The sequence below is a fragment of the Rhizobium ruizarguesonis genome (assembly GCF_012349115.1).
GTDB lineage: Bacteria > Pseudomonadota > Alphaproteobacteria > Rhizobiales > Rhizobiaceae > Rhizobium > Rhizobium ruizarguesonis.
In genome coordinates this window covers 73,709-88,840 of record NZ_PQIG01000071.1, presented here as the reverse complement: position 1 = coordinate 88,840, position 15,132 = coordinate 73,709, and the positions used below count along the sequence as shown (strand labels likewise).

Annotated in this window: 20 protein-coding genes; 13 read left to right on the top strand and 7 right to left on the bottom strand. The window is 59.1% G+C overall.

The features are described from left to right. Positions 1-89 precede the first annotated feature (89 nt). Complete coding sequence (locus C3Y91_RS13060; protein WP_168575410.1) at positions 90-731, top strand: peroxiredoxin-like family protein; 642 nt, start codon at positions 90-92, stop codon at positions 729-731. 59 nt (positions 732-790) lie between these two features. Here C3Y91_RS13060 and C3Y91_RS13055 read toward each other — a convergent pair whose 3' ends face one another. Continuing rightward, positions 791-1,657 (bottom strand): LysR family transcriptional regulator, encoded by an 867-nt coding sequence (locus tag C3Y91_RS13055; RefSeq protein WP_174827021.1) that lies wholly within the window; start codon positions 1,655-1,657, stop codon positions 791-793. Positions 1,658-1,726: 69 nt separating this feature from the next. On the opposite strand from C3Y91_RS13055, the gene C3Y91_RS13050 reads away from it, so the two are divergent. Beyond that, positions 1,727-2,701, top strand: coding sequence for a quinone oxidoreductase family protein (locus tag C3Y91_RS13050; RefSeq protein WP_130770287.1), 975 nt, complete (start codon positions 1,727-1,729; stop codon positions 2,699-2,701). 296 nt (positions 2,702-2,997) lie between these two features. After that, positions 2,998-3,951, top strand: coding sequence for an NmrA/HSCARG family protein (locus C3Y91_RS13045; RefSeq protein WP_168575408.1), 954 nt, complete (start codon positions 2,998-3,000; stop codon positions 3,949-3,951). Positions 3,952-4,056: 105 nt separating this feature from the next. Here the strand turns inward: C3Y91_RS13045 and C3Y91_RS13040 are convergent, their stop codons facing one another. Both C3Y91_RS13040 and C3Y91_RS13035 read right to left on the bottom strand, forming a co-directional pair. After that, positions 4,057-4,977 (bottom strand): LysR family transcriptional regulator, encoded by a 921-nt coding sequence (locus tag C3Y91_RS13040; RefSeq protein WP_168575407.1) that lies wholly within the window; start codon positions 4,975-4,977, stop codon positions 4,057-4,059. Positions 4,978-5,073: 96 nt separating this feature from the next. Then, entirely contained in the window at positions 5,074-5,673 is a 600-nt protein-coding gene (locus C3Y91_RS13035) for an NADPH-dependent F420 reductase (RefSeq protein ID WP_168575406.1), read from the bottom strand. A gap of 111 nt (positions 5,674-5,784) precedes the next feature. Between C3Y91_RS13035 and C3Y91_RS13030 the strand changes: the two genes are divergently transcribed. Then, positions 5,785-6,714 carry a LysR family transcriptional regulator gene (locus C3Y91_RS13030; RefSeq protein ID WP_018068808.1) on the top strand — a complete coding sequence of 310 codons (930 nt, stop codon included), beginning with the start codon at positions 5,785-5,787 and terminating at the stop codon, positions 6,712-6,714. Between the two features lie 53 nt (positions 6,715-6,767). Here the strand turns inward: C3Y91_RS13030 and C3Y91_RS13025 are convergent, their stop codons facing one another. Beyond that, positions 6,768-7,805 carry a LacI family DNA-binding transcriptional regulator gene (locus C3Y91_RS13025; protein ID WP_024322729.1) on the bottom strand — a complete coding sequence of 346 codons (1,038 nt, stop codon included), beginning with the start codon at positions 7,803-7,805 and terminating at the stop codon, positions 6,768-6,770. Between the two features lie 550 nt (positions 7,806-8,355). Here C3Y91_RS13025 and C3Y91_RS13020 point away from each other — a divergent pair. Beyond that, positions 8,356-9,861 (top strand): DegQ family serine endoprotease, encoded by a 1,506-nt coding sequence (locus C3Y91_RS13020; RefSeq protein WP_168575405.1) that lies wholly within the window; start codon positions 8,356-8,358, stop codon positions 9,859-9,861. 155 nt (positions 9,862-10,016) lie between these two features. Here C3Y91_RS13020 and C3Y91_RS13015 read toward each other — a convergent pair whose 3' ends face one another. Beyond that, complete coding sequence (locus C3Y91_RS13015) at positions 10,017-10,391, bottom strand: hypothetical protein (protein ID WP_024322731.1); 375 nt, start codon at positions 10,389-10,391, stop codon at positions 10,017-10,019. A gap of 72 nt (positions 10,392-10,463) precedes the next feature. Further along, positions 10,464-10,868 carry a hypothetical protein gene (locus C3Y91_RS13010; RefSeq protein ID WP_027689703.1) on the bottom strand — a complete coding sequence of 135 codons (405 nt, stop codon included), beginning with the start codon at positions 10,866-10,868 and terminating at the stop codon, positions 10,464-10,466. A 190-nt stretch (positions 10,869-11,058) separates the two neighbouring features. Here C3Y91_RS13010 and C3Y91_RS13005 point away from each other — a divergent pair, with 190 nt between their 5' ends. The 8 genes from C3Y91_RS13005 to C3Y91_RS12970 all read left to right on the top strand — a co-directional run bounded on the left by C3Y91_RS13005 (position 11,059) and on the right by C3Y91_RS12970 (position 14,229). Then, positions 11,059-11,358: a hypothetical protein gene (locus C3Y91_RS13005; protein WP_011650973.1), complete on the top strand. Its 300-nt coding sequence runs from the start codon at positions 11,059-11,061 to the stop codon at positions 11,356-11,358. A gap of 140 nt (positions 11,359-11,498) precedes the next feature. Continuing rightward, positions 11,499-11,762, top strand: coding sequence for a DUF1488 family protein (locus C3Y91_RS13000; protein WP_017963411.1), 264 nt, complete (start codon positions 11,499-11,501; stop codon positions 11,760-11,762). Between the two features lie 79 nt (positions 11,763-11,841). Continuing rightward, on the top strand, positions 11,842-12,204 hold the full coding sequence (locus C3Y91_RS12995) for a hypothetical protein (RefSeq protein WP_168575404.1): 363 nt from the start codon (positions 11,842-11,844) through the stop codon (positions 12,202-12,204). 71 nt (positions 12,205-12,275) lie between these two features. Continuing rightward, the gene (locus C3Y91_RS12990) at positions 12,276-12,422 is read left to right on the top strand and encodes a hypothetical protein (protein ID WP_017959492.1); all 147 of its coding nucleotides are present in this window, start codon (positions 12,276-12,278) and stop codon (positions 12,420-12,422) included. Positions 12,423-12,508: 86 nt separating this feature from the next. Then, positions 12,509-12,952 carry a pyridoxamine 5'-phosphate oxidase family protein gene (locus C3Y91_RS12985; RefSeq protein ID WP_026237102.1) on the top strand — a complete coding sequence of 148 codons (444 nt, stop codon included), beginning with the start codon at positions 12,509-12,511 and terminating at the stop codon, positions 12,950-12,952. 207 nt (positions 12,953-13,159) lie between these two features. After that, the gene (locus C3Y91_RS12980) at positions 13,160-13,396 is read left to right on the top strand and encodes a hypothetical protein (protein ID WP_018068817.1); all 237 of its coding nucleotides are present in this window, start codon (positions 13,160-13,162) and stop codon (positions 13,394-13,396) included. 128 nt (positions 13,397-13,524) lie between these two features. Then, positions 13,525-13,707, top strand: a complete 183-nt coding sequence (locus C3Y91_RS12975) for a hypothetical protein (RefSeq protein ID WP_018068818.1) — start codon at positions 13,525-13,527, stop codon at positions 13,705-13,707. A 321-nt stretch (positions 13,708-14,028) separates the two neighbouring features. Next, complete coding sequence (locus tag C3Y91_RS12970) at positions 14,029-14,229, top strand: hypothetical protein (RefSeq protein WP_018068819.1); 201 nt, start codon at positions 14,029-14,031, stop codon at positions 14,227-14,229. A 682-nt stretch (positions 14,230-14,911) separates the two neighbouring features. Here C3Y91_RS12970 and C3Y91_RS12965 read toward each other — a convergent pair. After that, positions 14,912-15,097 carry a hypothetical protein gene (locus C3Y91_RS12965; protein ID WP_130664284.1) on the bottom strand — a complete coding sequence of 62 codons (186 nt, stop codon included), beginning with the start codon at positions 15,095-15,097 and terminating at the stop codon, positions 14,912-14,914. Positions 15,098-15,132 lie beyond the last annotated feature (35 nt).

Genomic DNA, 15,132 nt, shown 5'->3' with positions numbered 1-15,132 from the left:
GAGGTCAGGCCCTGCAACGCTCAATCTCGACCTCGAAGCAGTTAACGTGGCGCCTTTTCTCGACTGATCCCCGAGCGAGGAGGTTGTCCATGTCCACGCACTATGTCGACCATCCGCTACAACCGGGCGACCGGGTCCCGAACGTTGTGTTTGATGCGATCTCGCGCGAGGGGAAGATCGCACTTGATGATTTTCGTGGCCGCAGCCCATTGTTGATCGGTTTGTTTCGAGGCCTGCATTGTCCGTTCTGCCGGCGCCATGTCGCGGCCATGGCATATCTCAACCCGATGCTGCGTGAGAAAGGCGTCCAATCCCTGGCGGTGGTAAACACCCCGGTCGAACGCGCGCGGCTCTATTTCCGTTACCATCCGATACCCGATCTTCTTGCTGCTTCCGACCCGGGACGGGCTTCGCACCAAGCCTTCGGCTTACGCGAGGTCGGGATCGACACGGTCATGGCGATACGGATCGATCTTCCGGGCGAGTTGCCCGAGCCCATGGGCGTGATGGCAATGGACGAATTTCTCAACGAGAAGGAAGGATATCAAATTACGGAAGCCGATCAGCAGATGATGACTGCCGACCATGGGCAGCTTGTCGGTCAGTTCCTAATCGACCGGGAGGGCATCGTACGCTGGAGCTTCACTGAAGTTCTGGAGGCTGGGCTCCAGACATTCAAGGCACCGAATTCCGAGGAATTGATGTCGGTAGCCTCCCAAGTCGTACATTAACAACGAAAAACTCGCTCGACGACCCACCGTCCATGTGGTGCTCAAGCCAGCTGAGCGGACTACTTCCCCAGAGCGTTCTTCAGCGCATCGACGACGACGCGGACGGAGGGGACGTCTTTGATATCAGAATGGACAACCAGCCAGACCTCTCTTGTCAACGGCTGTTTGGTCTCAATGCGCTGGAGACCGCCGGACTCCAGGACGGCGAAATCGGGGAGCATGACGACACCGGCGCCAAGGCGTGCGGTTGCGGCCTGGAATTCCAGGACGGACGACCGCACGGCGATCGGCCGGCCGGCGGCCAGTTCGATCAGCCGCAGTTGTTGCGGTGAGGCGTTCATGGTTTCGTCGTAACCGATGAAGGTCCAGTCCGACGGGGAAACCGTTTCGAGATAGGTCTTTGATGCGTAGAGATGGAAGCTCGTCTCGCCGAGCTTGACGATGGCGTAGTCGCCGTCCTCCGGACGCGACATTCGCACGGCGATATCGGCCTCTCGTCTGTTCAGCGACGCGAGGCGCTTTTCTCCGACAAGCGTGATCTGAACACCCGGATGGTCTCGCCTGACGGCGGCGATCGGCTTTGCCAGCAGCACGCTTGAGAGAGCGGGAGGCGCGCTGATCCTCACATGGCCGCGCAACTCCGTGGCGCTGCTGCGGCCAAGCTGCTCGATTGCCGCAGTCTGCGCGGCGATAAGAGCTGCGTGCTTGGCAACCTGCTCTCCCTCCGAGGTCAAAATGATGCGCCGCCCGCGGCGGTCTACGAGTTTGCGACCCAGCCTGGCTTCAAGCGACGAAACGCGTCGGCTGATCGTCGCGTGTTCGACGCCGAGCTGCTTTGCGGCACCAAGCAACGTTCCCGACTGCGCGAGCGCCAGGAAATGCCGAAGGTCGTCCCAGTCGATTTTTGTGAATTCTCTCCCAATCATTGTGAAGCAATAGGGAATTTTCACACATTAGGCCATCGGTTAGTTTGTGTCCATGAAGGAGCACGAGAGATGACCGACCAAATCATATGGCTGAACGCACCCGGTGACGTCACCCAGTTCCATGTCGAGGAGCATCACCATTCTGAACCTCCTGGCGATGGCGAGCTAAAAATCCGTCATCAGGCAATCGGAACCAACTTTCTCGACGTCTATCACCGCAAGGGCATCTACCCTATGCCCTCCTACCCCGCGGTGATCGGCGCCGAGGCGGCGGGCATCGTCGCAGACGTCGGTCCTGGCGTCTCCCTGTTCCAAAAGGGTGACCGCGTTGCCTATGCCGGGCCGCCGGTTGGCGCCTATCGCTCCACGAGGAACATTGCCGCCGAAAGGGCGATCAAGCTTCCGGATGCCGTTACAGCGAAAACGGCAGCGAGTTCGCTGCTCAAAGGCATGACCGCCTACATGCTGTTGAAAAAGACCTATGATGTGCGTGCAGGAACTCAGGTTCTGATCCATGCGGCCGCGGGCGGGCTTGGAAGCATCCTCGTTCGTTGGGCCAGATCGCTCGATGCCACCGTGATCGGGACGGTCGGCTCCTCCGAAAAGGCCGCACTCGCCGCATCTTATGGAGCCGATCACCTTATTGTCGGACGAGGGGCCGATATCGTCGGGGACGTGAAGCGGCTGACGAACGGGCTTGGTGTCGACGTCGCCTATGACGGGATCGGCGGCGACTCGCTTCTCAAAAGCATACGCTCTGTCCGACCATTCGGCATGGCAGTCACCATCGGTCAGGCCGCCGGTGCTATTCCACCGGTGCCCGTCGAGGAACTTCGCCCCGGCAAGGCACTCTGCCATCCGAGCATCATGGCCTGGTGCGCTGACATCGGACAGTATCGCGAGGCTGCTCTGGCTGCCGTCGGTGCGATGAAAACAGGGATCGTTTCGCAGATCGGTGCCGAATATCGTTTGGCCGATGTTGCCAAGGCGCACGAAGAGATGGAATCCGGACGCTCGGCGGGCAGTATTCTGCTGATACCCTGATTGCTCAGCGAAACAGCGCCGGCAGAGACCATGGTTCGGCGCTTTCCGATCGTCCCGGCGCGGGTTTCGACGTTCTGATCCGGGATGTCGAACCGATTTGTACCGCGCCTGACTGGGAGCCATTTATCCATAAAATGGCATTATGTTATGTATTTCAGATATCTACAGCCATAGAACCTGTTGAGATAGGGTGCCTGCCATCGAGGTGGGCTCTCGGCACAGGCCGACCGTCCTCCCCGCAAAATGACGCCTGGCACCGCAGTCGGCGTCAATGACAGGGAAAGGTTTGAAGCTCTATGTCTGCAGATGAAAAGCCACTGATCGCGATTGCCGGTGCAACGAGCAAACAGGGGCGCAGCGTCGCCGCGGCACTCCTTGAGAGCCAACGTTTCCGGGTGCGTGCTTTAACCCGGAAAAAGGATTCGCCTGAGGCTTTACGTCTGGAGGAACGCGGCGCTGAAATCGTAGCCGTCCCGCTCGAGCTTGGCCGTCAAGAGGACCTCGTCGCCGCCTTCAAAGGCGCGGATGGCGCATTTCTGATGACGCCGCCGATCGCCCCGCCGGAAACAATCGAGGCCCCTCTCGGCCGACAACTGGCGGATGCCGCCGTTGAGGCCGGCGTCGGGCATATTGTTTTCAGCACGCTTGAGAATGTCGACGAGATCACCAGGGGCAAGAAGTATGCGCCGCATTTTACCGACAAGGCGCGCGTAGCAGACTATATTCGCGGCCTGCCGATCTCCCATTCCTTCGTCATGTTGGCATTCTTCTACACGAATCTGCTCGAATATTATGTGCCGCGCATGGAGGGCGATACGCTCCTCCTGCCGGTTTATCTTCCTGAAGATTTTCGAGCACCTTTTGTCGATCCGCTGACGGCGACCGGGCCAGTCGTGCTTGAAATTTTCTCAAACCCCGAGCGTTACAACGGCAAAACGCTGCCGATCGTTGGCGACATCATTTCTCCGCGCGAAATGGTCGAAACCTTTCAGCGCGTGACCGGGCGCAAGGCCGCTTATCGAAACGCTTTCACCCGGGATGGCCTGCTGCACTATTTTCCAGAGTTTGCCGCCAACGAACTTCTCGTTCGAGAGATTCTGGGGATGGTCGAATATGCTGTCGACTATGGCTATTTCGGCAAGGAGCACGATCTTGAATGGAGCCGTCGCCTGAACCCCGACACGCTCAACTGGGAGCAGTATCTGCGGAAGACGGGGTGGCGTGGCGATAAGCGGTCTTTCGGACTCTAAAGCGCGTCGCGATCTTTCAGATTCGCTTGTCGCGTTTTAGCTCTTTGTTTTTCCGCATGTCGTTAGCGCAAAACCGCTGCACACTTTTGCGCGACATACTTTAAATCATGACGACCGGATTCCCGGTAATTTGGAAATCTCGGCGACAAGAAAGTCGACGAGAAGCCGAACGCGGGCAATACCGGCACGCTCTGGAACGATCAGCAAGCTCACCGGAACCGGTAAAGGACGATAGTCGCCAAGCACGACATCGAGCTGGCCATCATCCAGAAGATCGTGGACCAACCAGAGATGTGCAGGTCCAATGCCGCGCCCGGCGGCAAAGGCTTCGCGCGCCGCGAGCCCGTGGTCGACGCGCAATTTCCCACTGACCGGGATCATCAGGCTTGTGCCATCGGGAGAGGAAAGAACGAGCTGATCGCTGCCGGCCACATTGGACATCACGACGGTTTCGCAGCGTGACAGATCGGCTGGGTGTTGCGGCCGTCCATGGACGGACAAATAGGCCGGAGCGCCCACCAGCAGCCGATGGCTCTCTCCGAGCGCATGAAGTTTCATCGCGCTGTCAGCGAGAGGCCCAAGACGGAGTGCGACGTCGACGCCTTCGCGAACCAGGTCGATCCGCTCGTCCGTCAGGTTGAGGTCGACCCGGATGTCCGGATGCCTGTCCTGGAAATCAAAGATCAGGCGCGTGATGTGCATCACGCCGAGCGCTGCCGTACAAGAAAGCCGAACAGCGCCGGCCGGGGCCTGACGGGCATCTCTCGCTTCTTCGGCAGCCTGTTCGACCAGGCGTAATATCTGAAGGCAGTTGGTATAATAGCGGCTACCTTCGTGCGTGAGGGTGACGCGACGCGTGGTTCGGCTGAGAAGCGGTACGCCGACAGCCTCCTCAAGTTCATTGAGGTGCCGCGTCACGGTGGACTGACCGACACCCAGCTCTCTGGCGACCATCGACAGGTTGCCGCGTTCGGCGACGCGGACAAAGGTGCGCATTCTGTCGAGAGACAGTCCGGTGTTATCCATTTTTCAGCACAGTGATTGTCATTCATTCCATATAGGGAATAATCTGGGCTGTGCCTAGTCAAGCAGATCGGCCGGATCGATCCGGCCGATCGCTGTTCATCCGAATTTGACGAGGTTGAGGACAGGCAACGGTCCGCCGGGGAATTGCGCGAGCTTGCCGCCAATCGAAATCGGCCCGAGATCGATGCCGGCAAAGCCCAGTCTGGAGATCAGCGCGCCCACCTCGGCCTTCGATTGGGCATCGTCGCCGGAATAGAAGAGCACGCGGCTGCCGCCCTCGGCGCGGGGATCGGCTGAAACCAGATGCGCCAGAAGATGGTTGAATGCCTTCACGACGCGAGCGCCGGGCACCAGGCTCGCGAAGACCTCCGTCGACAGGCGGCCATTCAGCTCGGCCGGCTTGAACAGCGGTCCTTCGATCGGATTGTTGGCATCGATCACGATGCGGCCCGCCCAGTCGGGAAGACCCGCCAATGCCTTGGGAAGCTTTGACCAAGGGACGGCGACAAGGACGAGGTCGGCTTTCGCCGCCTCTTCGATCGTCCCCGCCGTAATGTGCGGCGACAGCTCCTCGGTCAACTCCTGCAATGTGTCAGGGCCGCGACTGTTTGAGATCGTGGCAGCGATGCCGTTGCGGGCAAGGGCCCGGGCGAAGGCGGAGCCGATCTTGCCGGCGCCAATGATACCGATGGTCATTGCGATAACTCCATTGTTTGGTTTCGATGGAGCGAATATCGCCTCGTTATTCCCCTGTGATTAGACGGAATTGCCTGTTATCAATTTCAAGCATTCATTGAAAGTCATGATATGGAAACGCTTGCAAACCTGGAATCCTTCGTGCGCAGCGCCGAGCTTGGGAGCTTCTCCTCGGCGGCACGGCGGCTCGGCCTGACGCCGGCGGCGGTCAGCCGCAATGTCGGAGCCCTTGAAGGCAACCTGAAGCTCAGGCTGTTTCAACGAAGCACCCGAAGTCTGACGCTCACGGAAGCAGGCGAGCGCTTTCTGCTTTCAATCCGTGACCATCTGGACAGCCTTCAGGGAGCGATCTCGGAGGCATCGAACGAACAGTCCGAACCATCCGGCGTGCTGAAACTCAGCATGAGCCCGACACTCGGCATCGGCTACATCCTTCCGCTATTGCCGGAGTTCATGCAGCGATATCCGATGATCCGGCCGGAATGGATGTTCGAAAACAGACAGGTCGATCTGATCGCCGAGGGCTATGATGCGGCGATCGGCGGAGGGTTCGAATTGACGCCCGGCATCATCGCCAGGGCATTGGCGCCCGCTCATATTATCCCCGTGGCATCACCGGGATATATGGGCGATCGGGTTCGGCCTCATGATCCGTCCGGCTTGCGCGAACTCGACGGTATCGTCATGCGCTCGATGCGGACCGGTCGAATTCACCAGCGGCAGATGTGCAATCTTGCTGGAGATGAGCAGCCTGCGGCCTTGAAAGAGACGATCATCGTCAACGATCCCGCGGCAATGCGATCCGCAGCACTTCTCGGCCTCGGTGTCGCGATGATCGCCAAGGCGGATGCTCTTGGTTATCTGGAGAGCGGCGAGCTGATCCGATTGATCCCGGCATGGTATGCCGATGCAGGCCCGATTTCGATCTATTATGCAAACCGCACCCTGCTGCCCTCCAAGACAAGGGTGTTCATCGACTTCCTGACGGAGGTTTTTCAACGTGAGCGGTGGCCGGAACGATTTGCAGGAACACTGGGCTGATCTCGGCAGACACAAAGCTGGCAGATCGTACCAGATTGCCGCGTCAAGCCGCGCTAGCGCGTCGAGCCGCGCGGGATGATGGAGAAGCCGCAATCGACCTTGTCTTCGCCGGGTGGTTCGTCGCGGACGGCGCGCAGCAGCATGTCGGCGACGCGGTAGCCGATTTCGTAGCGTGGAATCTGCACCGTCGTCAGCGTCGGCTGGGTGAAGGCTGAAAATTCCAGATCGTTGAAGCCGCAGATGCCGACATCCTCCGGCACGCGGATGCCGCGCGCGGTGCATTCGATGAGGACGCCGAGCGCTAGATCGTCGCTTTGGGCAAAGACGGCATCGATATCCGGCACGCGCTGCAACAGGCGGGCAAACAATTCCCTGCCGAGGCCGGTGCTGCTTCCCTCATTTCCGCCAATGGCGAGATCGGGATCGAAACGGCCGGCTTCCCGCATCGCGGCCTGATAGCCTTCCTTCCGGCGGCGCGAGCGAATATCCGTTCCGCGGCCGATGAAGCCGATCCTCTCATAGCCCCTCGACAACAGGAAACGGGTGGGTTCGGCGCCTGCCGCATGATGATCAAGGCCGACGACCAGCCTTGCCGGCTCCTGGCTGAGATCGGTGATATGGGCGATCGGACAGGTGGCATTCTCGATCAGCGGCAGGAGATCACGATAGGATTCGGCGCCGGCGATGATGACGCCGGCCGGCTTCTGCGTCAGGAAGGATCTGAGCTCGCCCGCCTCGCCGTCGGCATGATGGAGCGTACTGGAATATTGCACGCGGAATTCGGTGGCGCGCAAGCAATCCTCGATGCCGATCATCAGGCCGGCGAAGCCGTGCTGGTGCAAAGCGGGCGTGATGACGCCGATGATGCCGTTATGGAGGCCGGCGAGCGCCCGGGCGGCAAGATTGGGGATGTACCCCATCTCGTCTACAGTGCGCAGGATGGTCTGACGGAGATCCTCCGAGACGATTTCTGGATTGCGAAGCGCGCGCGAAATCGTGATGGGGCTGACCCCCACCTTCTTCGCCACATCGCTCAACTTCACATGCGCGCCGCGCCTGGCTTTCCGCCCCCGCTCCACTGCTGCCCTCATCCCCCCCTATACGTCGCCCGCGAGACTCGCTTGCCCTCGAATCGCGGCCTTTACTTTTTGAAGAAGAAATAATTTAGAGTCTACTAACATTTTATATTCGCAACAGAATCCGGAATACAATTCCAGAAAGAGCAACAGGATCGTCTGCCGGCAAATTACGGACGCATGCGGCGATCGGATCACCGCCTCCAGGAATAAGTCCATTTATTGTCGAATAAAAACATCGCGGCGGCGGCCAAGCGAGGCAAAATCAAGCCGGAATTTTTGAGAAGCTCAAACGCTGCGTGAGCGAAGATTAAATTCCAGTCATATCTTACAAATCGGCAATATAAACATGATCAAACTTTAATTTGTAAATCCGCTTGGTGGGATCATATGAATCCCGAGCGCCAATTCTTCTCTCCCCCCGGTCGCCGCCCCTCGACGACTGCGCATTTCCAGGAGGAATTGGCGCCAAACGCCATCCGACGCCAGGTCCCAAGACATGGAACCACGACGCCATCCAAAGCCAACGCTCTCGCAAGGGACCACCTTCCAAGGGATCACCACCATGTCACACATCCTCCGCAACCATCGCACCGCAGCCCTTGTCGGGGCCGCCATCATCGCCGGCGCGGCATGCCTGCCCTTCGCCATCAACGCCTCCAGCGCCTTTGCCGCGCCTTCGGATGCCGGCGGCGCTCTTGCCCCCAGCGGCTCCTTCGCGTCCATCGTCGATGCCGACAAACCTGCCGTCGTCACCATCACCACGACAATGAAGGCGACCGATGTCAGCGCCGGAGAGCAGGAGTCGCCAATGGACGAACAGTTCCGCCAGTTCTTCGAGGATCAGGGCATCCCGCTGCCGCACCAGGCGCCGAAAAACCGGCCGTCGCAGCAGGCAATGGCGCTCGGCTCCGGCTTCATCATCAGTACTGACGGGGTGATCGTCACCAACAACCATGTCATCGACAATGCCGTCGACATCAAGGTGACGCTGGATGACGGCACCGAACTGCCGGCCAAGCTGATCGGCACCGATCCGAAATCCGATGTCGCCGTGTTGAAGATAGAGGCACCGAAGCCGCTGCAAACCATTGGCTGGGGCGATTCCGACAGGCTGAAGCTTGGCGACCAGATCCTGGCGATCGGCAACCCCTTCGGCATCGGCACCACGGTGACGGCCGGTATCGTCTCGGCGCGCGGCCGCGACCTGCACAGCGGACCCTATGATGATTTCATCCAGATCGACGCGCCGATCAACCACGGCAATTCCGGCGGCCCGCTTGTCGATCGCAGCGGCAATGTCGTCGGCATCAACACCGCCATCTATTCGCCGAACGGCGGCAGCGTCGGCGTCGGTTTCGCCATTCCCTCCGATGAGGCCAAGGCGATCGTCGCCAAGCTGCAGAAGGACGGCTCGATCGATCACGGCTATCTCGGCGTGCAAATCCAGCCGGTCACCAAGGATGTCGCCGATGCGGTCGGCCTCGACAAGACCGGCGGCGCGCTGGTCGCCGCCGTCACCGACGATACGCCGGCCGCCCATGCCGGCCTGAAGCCCGGCGATATCATCACATCGGTCGGCAGCGAGAGCGTCAAGACGCCGAAGGACCTGTCGCGCCTGGTCGCCGATCTTTCGCCGGGCGCCAAAAAATCACTCAGCGTCTGGCGCGACGGCAAGACCATCGATCTCAACGTCACCGTCGGCACCAATGAGGAAGGGCAGAAGCAGGCCGCGGCTGAAAGCCCCGACGCCCAAGACCAGAGCACCGGCCAGCCGAGCCTCGGCATCGGCCTTGCCGATCTCACGCCCGATGTGCGCCAGCACCTCAATCTGCCGCGCTCGGTCAGCGGCGCGGTTGTCGCCAAGGTCAACCCGGACAGGTCGGCGGCTGCCGCCGGCATCCAGTCGGGCGATGTCATCATCTCGGTGAACGACAGACCGGTCCACAATGCCCGCGACGTCAAGACCGCAATCGCCGATGCCGGCAAGGCCGGCCGCAAGTCGGTGCTGCTGCTCGTCGAACGCGACGGCAACAAGACGTTCGTCGCCGTGCCATTTGGGGCAGCGTGACGGTAGCCTGAGTTTTACTGCAAACAGGAAAAGCCTGCTTGAGGCGGGCTTTTCGACGGACCGGAGCGGAAAAGCCTTGGAGCCAAGCACCGCTCAGTCGGCGGGAAATCCATAGGGCGCCGTCCGCTCCTCTATTTGCTGCTCATATTTCCTGCTCAGGGAGATTTCAGCTTCGTCCTCTTTGAGCGCATGCGGAATCTGCCCCTTTGGCCGTTTGCTTCCTGCTGTTTTACCGCATCGGATTGGCTGCGTTGCGCAGCCTCCAATTGCTGCCGCGTCGGGAGATCATGGTCGTAGGTAGAAGCGCTGAATGCCGTCGCATTATCGAACGGACCTTTGTGTGGACGCGCCAGACCATAGGCTTGGTTGTCAGTGCTATCGATCCCCTGCTCCGCTGACGATGACCTCGCTTGACGCGCCTGCGCTATGAGATCGTCTGCAGTCGGGCTTAAGGTTGCGATTTTTCGCACGAAGGCGATGATTTTGCTTTTCCTGGCCCTGTCCTTTTGATCGGCGTGGATCCCAGACATGTCTTCTTCCTTGCTCGTCATGTCATCGCAACGATCGATCGAGGGGTGCCGGCGACATCGCAGCGGGCCCGTTCACGGGATCTCGGACAGTCGTTCAGGCAGCCTGGTTTTGGGAAAGCGGTAAGCTGGCGGCCGCAGCGATGCGTCCGCACGCCCAGACGCCGTATAGTGCGCGATCCGATAGCCTTTCACCGGGGCGCCGCCGTCATCCTGCCACCTGGCAAAGGAGGCGTCTTCCATTGCCTGCGGAAGCGGGCCTGAACTCAACTGTGTCGCGAGATACATTTTCAGCGACGACCTCAACGCGGCTTCATCGACGACGCCCATCTGGAAACAACTAATGAGGAAACTTGTGGCGGTGATCTCACCATCATCGGCCGCGTGGGTTTCGCCGCCGCGAAAGCCGGCCTTTCGCAGGATACGATCGAGCATCCTCAAATTGTCGACACCGAAAAACTGATCTGATGTGGAAGACATGGCGTCCTCCTTCGTTGGGGCTAGGGTTCACTGGCGCTAGCGTCACTGGCGCGCCCCAAGCAGCGGTGCCCGTACCGTGCCCGCCGATGAATCAGCTTGCGCTTATTGCCAGCTGACCGCAACCTCATTCGGCAGCCGCCATTGATAATGCCGTGGCGGAACCCATTTTAGTGACAGGAGGATTCGCATCATGCAGTTCAACGATGAAGCGACCCTCACGAAGCCGTCGGCACTGCCGGTGGAAAGGCGTGCACTGGTCGATCACCTGAGAGAGGCGATCGCGCGCCTGACACACGGGCTGGCAGCCGCCGGATTGGTGGAATTCGTGCCGCCTCTGCTGGAGATCAACAAAGTTCTCCGCGATATGACGGACGAAATTTCCCGTGCGGATTCGCTCTATTCCGATGAGGTTATCACGGGTACGATGCGCTTGATCAAGACATCGGAAGCTTTGCTTGAAAACCGGGTCATCGTGCAGACCATCCATTGAGATCTGCCGACGCTCGGACATGCAGGCAGGCTGGTGGCCAACCATCTGGCATCAAGCTGCTCGCTCCCTCGTGCATCCATCATCATCACCGGTGCCCGAGTTCCGCAGGTCGGCCGCGCCCACTTCCAAGGATAACCGCAATGACACTTATTTTCCCCAACAGAAGCCGCAGCTTCGACGAAGCGCGAAAAGGCGTCCGCTTCACCGGCTATGACGGCATGTTCGAAGTCAGGTTTCTGGTCGAAGAAGCAGCCCTCGGCAGCGCGATCACCCACAATTCTTCCGAGGCCGCATACCTCAATGCCTTCGATGCGGCGCGTTCTTCCATTCAGGAGGCCGCATCGAGAGCCTATCAGCATCGACGCGGAAACAACTTCACGCTCACGGCTGCAGATTTTCGCTGATCGCGAGAAGGCGTGCGGCCGGCCAACTGAAACTGCGACCATCCTGCTACTGCCGGATGAGACAGGGGGAGCAAAGCATATGGTTTCCACACGATACCGCCCGAAAGACCTGAAGCTGGCGCGTCGCCATATCGTGAAGGCGGCGCATCGCGTTGCCGATCAGGAAATGCTGATCAGGAAACTATTGCGCAAAGGCAGACCCTCCGGATCGGCCTATGCGCTGCTCAGCAGGCTCTACGACGATCAACGGCGGAAACTCGATCGGCTGAAACTGATCGAAGCAATGGTTGAGGTAGAAGGGCAATTGTGTATGGAAGTGCCCCGCAATCCCGGCACCTCCGCGCCGCCCTTTGCGATCGTGCACAGCAGCGGGATCTCACTGCCGGACCGGCAATCCGCCACGCCTTGCAGCGCAGATGATTGGCGCCCATATGTGGTGTAGTGGCAGTTTGTGAACGGGCGCTGCTTCCCGGGATAATCAGAGTTACCCGGCCCCAACCAAAGGAGGGCATCATGTCTTCCACGGTAAACATCCATTCGTGGAAACGCCTCGCCCAGCATATCGGCAGGTTCCGGTATATCGACTTTCTGGTGAAATCGACACCAGCAATCTGTCTGGCCTTTATCGTCTATATCATTCTCAACGATGTCTTCTGGTAGGCGCTGGCAGACTGTTGCGGCGAGCCAAGACGCTCTGCTGCCTATCGAATGAAGGGCTGAAACGCTGACGGAATTGGATAAACGTGATGCAACTGCGAGAAATGGGTGAACAAGACTGCCTCGCCTTTCTGGCAGGCCACACCCGTGGCCACCTGGCATGCCTGGGCGACAAATATCCCTATATCGTTCCCATTCAGTATGCCTATGAAAAGGACCGGCTTTTCATATTTTCCATGCCGGGCCTGAAGATTGATCTATTGCGGGCCCATTCACCCGCCTGTGTTCAGGTTGAAGAATTCGGCGAAAACCGAACGTGGAAGAGCGTGCTTGTTCAAGGCACCTATGATGAGCTGACCGATACGCCGGCCCGGCATGACGAACGCCTCCACGCCTGGTCTCTCCTGCAAAAGCAACCGTTTTGGTGGGAACCCGGATCGCTTGCTCTAAACTCGGAAAGCGAAGACAACCCTGCTCCCTCCATATTCTTCGGCATTTCCATTGACGTGGTATCGGGAAGGCAAGTGGTTTAAGGTGCCGCCTTCAGACCTGCCGCGCCTCCACCATCGATTCTCGGCGCGGCTTTGCTGCACGATATATGGAACTCCAGACAGACACGGCTAAGCGCTGTCCGATACCAGCCTTCCCATAGGGGCGCGGATTGCTTGATGCATCTTACCAACGCGGCTTGCTGAATCAGCATCGCGTTCAATGCCACACGACCACCCACAGGGAAAATGATGACAGACACACCCGAGAATGAAGCCCTTTTCAACATCACCGGACACTATGTGCAGGAATTGAAGGCCGTTCTTCAAAGCGAGAGCATTGTCGAAGGCGCCGACTACGAAAACAGCGCCTTCGACGAAAAACGACGGAATGAAGGACTTCACCTGCTGCGCTTCCACAAGACCGGGATCGCAGCGCAGGCGACGCAGATCTGGGAAAAACACAAGACGGCCCGAGCGCATCGATAAAACGGCACGAAGCCAGTTGTTCGACCGATGCCGGTTTGAGAGTGACGGTTCTCCGATCCTCGTTCCGGAGAAAATAGGCGCTGACATGACCTGATGTCCGGCGCCACATTGCCTTGAAAGGAAAAATCATGACCAATGACACAACGAAAAAGGCCCAACCCGCCAAAGCGGCCGTGACTGACGGCCCCTACGACGTCATCTACTTCGCGAAGAAACACCGCATTTCCAACGAGGATGCCAAAGGCATCATCGAAAAGCACGGCGCCAATCGCAAAGAGGCTGATAAGGCCGGCCGGCGCATCAGCGTCTGAAGCCACGCAAAGGACGCTGTAACACTTTGGATCGACGCATCGTGATTTCGAAAATCGATTCCGATTTTCGGGCCGATGCGTTAGCCGCCGCTGGCGTGCATCTGCTTTCGATGCCACGATGCAACATCAGCGGACGAATTAACCCTACTGGCTTACCTTAATATCAGCATGCGCTTGAATACGTCGGGGCCTATGCCATCGTAGCTTCAGGAAAACATTTCTGGTTCCTGAAGCAGCTCGCCGGAACCGTTGCCTGCCTTTCCGTGGAAAGACAGGCTTCCATGCATAGGGGCCGAGCTCAATCAAAATGGAGGGTATGCCATGAACAATGTCTTGGAATTTCGTGCAAAATGCCCGCATGTCGAAAGTCTCTCCGACTGTCGGGAAGCGCTTGAGCCGGCCGTCATGAAAATCGTCAGCGACGCCATCGGCAAGGGATATACGGCCGCTGAAGCCGCCATGGTGGTTGCCGATATCGCCGACGATTACATCCTCATGCTGTCGCGGCGCCCACGGCATTGATACGCTTTGCTAGCCCGCACCTGTGCCTTCGTGGGCCAGCGCAGGTGCTGAGGTCGACGCGGATCGGGGCGTCTTCGAAGGCGGGAACTTCGAACATCCAGCTGACGAACGACCGCTGCATAACTCCTTAAAAGTTTTGCTGCGTCCTTTGAGCGCCTTAAAAGACGCGCGGCGCTGCAATGACCTTGCCCGCTGGCGAAAGCTGGGAGCAAAGCGCCTCTCATCGTGCTTGCATCAGTGGACCGCGCAGCAACTGCAGGGGTGCAGTGGTACAGGAGACGAGACCTGCCGCGCGATCCGCCGGCAAAACCCCTGATCTTGTCGGAAGTTCCCCGGCAGAAATGCGACGCCACGATCCCGGAAATTCCGCCGAGGGATCATCGACAACCTGCCCGGGCACGTTGCGACCGTCACACCGAGAAGCTCCCGCGGGGCGAAAACCGACAGGCACATCACAACGCCAACGAAAAACCCCGCCGGAGCGGGGCTTTCAGCGGATCCAGGTGGAGCAAGCCGAACATTCGGCCCACGTCTTAAACAAGATCGATCACTTCAAAACCCGGCAAAAGCACCTCTTTCGCGAGCGTTCACGGCGCTGCTCTGTTCCGGTCAATCTTTGAATCATCGCCGTAATGTAGCGTGTAATGATCACGTGCGACGTCTTCCGCGACCCCTTCCCCACCTAACGCCACTTAGGCTGGCCCGGCGGAGCATTGGCCTGGATTTCATGGAGCGGTGCCCGAGAGCCCAGGAGCTTCTTCAGCTTCTTCTCCTCTGCCGGGCCGATCCCGAACTTGCGGCAATGTTCGGCAACATCGTGATCTCGCGGGCCGGGAATGCGAACTTGGCGATTGTTCATGGTCTTCATGACAGTTTCCTCCTGAGAGGAAAACCAGCAGGCGG

Excerpts from the sequence above, each read along its gene's own strand:
- C3Y91_RS13015 (WP_024322731.1), bottom strand. The coding sequence starts at position 10,391 with ATGTCTGGGATCCACGCCGATCAAAAGGACAGGGCCAGGAAAAGCAAA.
- C3Y91_RS13045 (WP_168575408.1), top strand. The coding sequence starts at position 2,998 with ATGTCTGCAGATGAAAAGCCACTGATCGCGATTGCCGGTGCAACGAGC.
- C3Y91_RS12985 (WP_026237102.1), top strand. The coding sequence starts at position 12,509 with ATGCAACTGCGAGAAATGGGTGAACAAGACTGCCTCGCCTTTCTGGCA.
- C3Y91_RS12980 (WP_018068817.1), top strand. The coding sequence starts at position 13,160 with ATGACAGACACACCCGAGAATGAAGCCCTTTTCAACATCACCGGACAC.
- C3Y91_RS13060 (WP_168575410.1), top strand. The coding sequence starts at position 90 with ATGTCCACGCACTATGTCGACCATCCGCTACAACCGGGCGACCGGGTC.
- C3Y91_RS13020 (WP_168575405.1), top strand. The coding sequence starts at position 8,356 with ATGTCACACATCCTCCGCAACCATCGCACCGCAGCCCTTGTCGGGGCC.
- C3Y91_RS12965 (WP_130664284.1), bottom strand. The coding sequence starts at position 15,097 with ATGAAGACCATGAACAATCGCCAAGTTCGCATTCCCGGCCCGCGAGAT.
- C3Y91_RS12995 (WP_168575404.1), top strand. The coding sequence starts at position 11,842 with ATGGTTTCCACACGATACCGCCCGAAAGACCTGAAGCTGGCGCGTCGC.
- C3Y91_RS13025 (WP_024322729.1), bottom strand. The coding sequence starts at position 7,805 with ATGAGGGCAGCAGTGGAGCGGGGGCGGAAAGCCAGGCGCGGCGCGCAT.
- C3Y91_RS13010 (WP_027689703.1), bottom strand. The coding sequence starts at position 10,868 with ATGTCTTCCACATCAGATCAGTTTTTCGGTGTCGACAATTTGAGGATG.
- C3Y91_RS12970 (WP_018068819.1), top strand. The coding sequence starts at position 14,029 with ATGAACAATGTCTTGGAATTTCGTGCAAAATGCCCGCATGTCGAAAGT.
- C3Y91_RS13030 (WP_018068808.1), top strand. The coding sequence starts at position 5,785 with ATGGAAACGCTTGCAAACCTGGAATCCTTCGTGCGCAGCGCCGAGCTT.
- C3Y91_RS13000 (WP_017963411.1), top strand. The coding sequence starts at position 11,499 with ATGACACTTATTTTCCCCAACAGAAGCCGCAGCTTCGACGAAGCGCGA.
- C3Y91_RS13040 (WP_168575407.1), bottom strand. The coding sequence starts at position 4,977 with ATGGATAACACCGGACTGTCTCTCGACAGAATGCGCACCTTTGTCCGC.
- C3Y91_RS13055 (WP_174827021.1), bottom strand. The coding sequence starts at position 1,657 with ATGATTGGGAGAGAATTCACAAAAATCGACTGGGACGACCTTCGGCAT.
- C3Y91_RS13035 (WP_168575406.1), bottom strand. The coding sequence starts at position 5,673 with ATGACCATCGGTATCATTGGCGCCGGCAAGATCGGCTCCGCCTTCGCC.
- C3Y91_RS13050 (WP_130770287.1), top strand. The coding sequence starts at position 1,727 with ATGACCGACCAAATCATATGGCTGAACGCACCCGGTGACGTCACCCAG.
- C3Y91_RS12990 (WP_017959492.1), top strand. The coding sequence starts at position 12,276 with ATGTCTTCCACGGTAAACATCCATTCGTGGAAACGCCTCGCCCAGCAT.
- C3Y91_RS13005 (WP_011650973.1), top strand. The coding sequence starts at position 11,059 with ATGCAGTTCAACGATGAAGCGACCCTCACGAAGCCGTCGGCACTGCCG.
- C3Y91_RS12975 (WP_018068818.1), top strand. The coding sequence starts at position 13,525 with ATGACCAATGACACAACGAAAAAGGCCCAACCCGCCAAAGCGGCCGTG.